Here is a 1870-nt window from a genome sequence, read left to right as displayed (position 1 = left end):
ACAATCTCTAATACAACAAGAAAAACTCGCATTATTAGGTACATTAGCCGCTGGGGTTGCTCACGAAATCAATAATCCACTCGCGTTTGTTATCAGCAATGTAACCACATTAAATTCCTATGTATCAGACTTGCTAGCGGTAATACCTCAAGACACTTTGAATGATGCAGATAAGCGAAATATCAGTTTCATTATTGAAGATTTACCCGATTTGATTTCAGATACCAATCAAGGGTTTGACCGCATTAAAGATATTGTAAAACACCTATTGTTCTTTGCTAAAACTGATTCAGAACAAATATCTGAAGTAGATCTAGTTGATGCCATTGAAATGGCCATAAAATTATTAGGTCCAAAATTAAAAAATGTATCGGTTAAACAAGATTTAAAAGCAGTAGAGAAGATTCCATTTAATTCGGGTGAATTGAATCAAGTACTGATCAATATTCTAGTTAATGCCATACAAGCATGCGAACACATGCCTAGTGACACTTCAGAAATCGAAGTCAAACTCGCTCAAGATCACGATGAGATAATGTTAAGCATCAGCGATAATGGTTGTGGAATGAACCAAGAAGTTAAACAACGAATGTTTGATGCATTCTATAGTACCAAGCCAGTAGGAACTGGCACAGGTATTGGAATGTCAATCGTGTTACAGATATTAAAACAACACAATGCAACGATTGATGTACAGTCTGAGTTAGATCAAGGCACCATCATAAAAATAGGCTTTAATTTATCTGCATGCATGTAGAAAATAATTTTACAGCTAAAGTACTTAATATGTCTTGTCCTAATGCTGTAACTTAGTGCTGTTTTTAATCATTGATTACCCCAATTAACAATACATAATCGTTCAATTTCTATTAGCACTATTAAGCGAGAAACATATAGATATCAAAATACTGTCTATCCGTTGTCTATTCAATGTTTATAGCGTATTTATGATAAGCATCATCAGCATTCATCGGTTTTGAAAAATAATACCCTTGTGCAACGTCGCAATGATGCTCAATCAAAAAGTCTAACTGGTCTTGTAATTCAACGCCCTCAGCCGTGACACATTTACCTAATGAATGAGCCATGTTTATCACCGCTTTTACCACGGCTTGATCTTCAGCTGAATGAATTAGATTTTGGATAAATGACTGATCAATTTTTAACATTGTTGCTGGCAACGACTTGAGATAAGCAAGTGATGAATAGCCCGTGCCAAAGTCGTCGATAGCCACATGAATATCAGCTTGAATAAGCTTTTGTAAAATCTCAATTGATTGCTCAGGAATGGCCATCAATGCGGTTTCGGTGATTTCAAACTTAAACCACTTTGGTTGCGCGCCAGTCGCTGTAATAATAGCCAATAAATCGTCAGCTAGGTTTATGTTCATCAATTCTAGCGCAGACAAATTAACCGATACTCTTTTGAAATCGAAATGTTGTTCATGCCATCTAACAAGTTGTTGGGATACAGTTTGGAGCATCCAACGGCTTAACTCGAAAATTAAACCGGTATTTTCAGCAATTGGAATAAATTCAGCCGGAGAGATCATCCCAAATTCGGGGTGTTGCCAGCGCATCAACGCTTCAAATCCAGCTAATTCCTGGCTTGGTAAAATAATTAAGGGCTGATACACCGCAAACAATTGATATTGTTCAATAACATTTTCAGCTAACGCTTTGCGTAATCCTTGTTCAATAACGAGTCGACGCTTATTGTGTAGTGCTTGTTGTTTGTTACAAAATGCCACGCCGTTCGGTCTTTTCTTGGCTTCATATAACGCTGAATCTGCTTGACTTAATATCGCTTCAGCATCTTGACCATCTTCAGGAAAAAGACTAATACCCACGCGGCATCCTAAAATAATCG

Annotated in this window: 2 protein-coding genes; one reads left to right on the top strand and one right to left on the bottom strand. The window is 37.0% G+C overall.

The window, feature by feature from the left end:
- Positions 1-757: sensor histidine kinase (locus CXF78_RS15945; protein WP_102037334.1), on the top strand; the 757-nt coding region annotated here is incomplete at its 5' end.
- Between the two features lie 166 nt (positions 758-923).
- Here CXF78_RS15945 and CXF78_RS15940 read toward each other — a convergent pair.
- On the bottom strand, positions 924-1870 hold a 947-nt coding region (locus CXF78_RS15940), incomplete at its 5' end, for a putative bifunctional diguanylate cyclase/phosphodiesterase (RefSeq protein ID WP_145991501.1).

Source organism: Shewanella sp. 11B5 (genome assembly GCF_002836795.1).
Lineage (GTDB): Bacteria > Pseudomonadota > Gammaproteobacteria > Enterobacterales > Shewanellaceae > Shewanella > Shewanella frigidimarina.
Note: the sequence above shows the minus strand (reverse complement) of the source record. Positions and strands in the feature narration are given on the sequence as shown.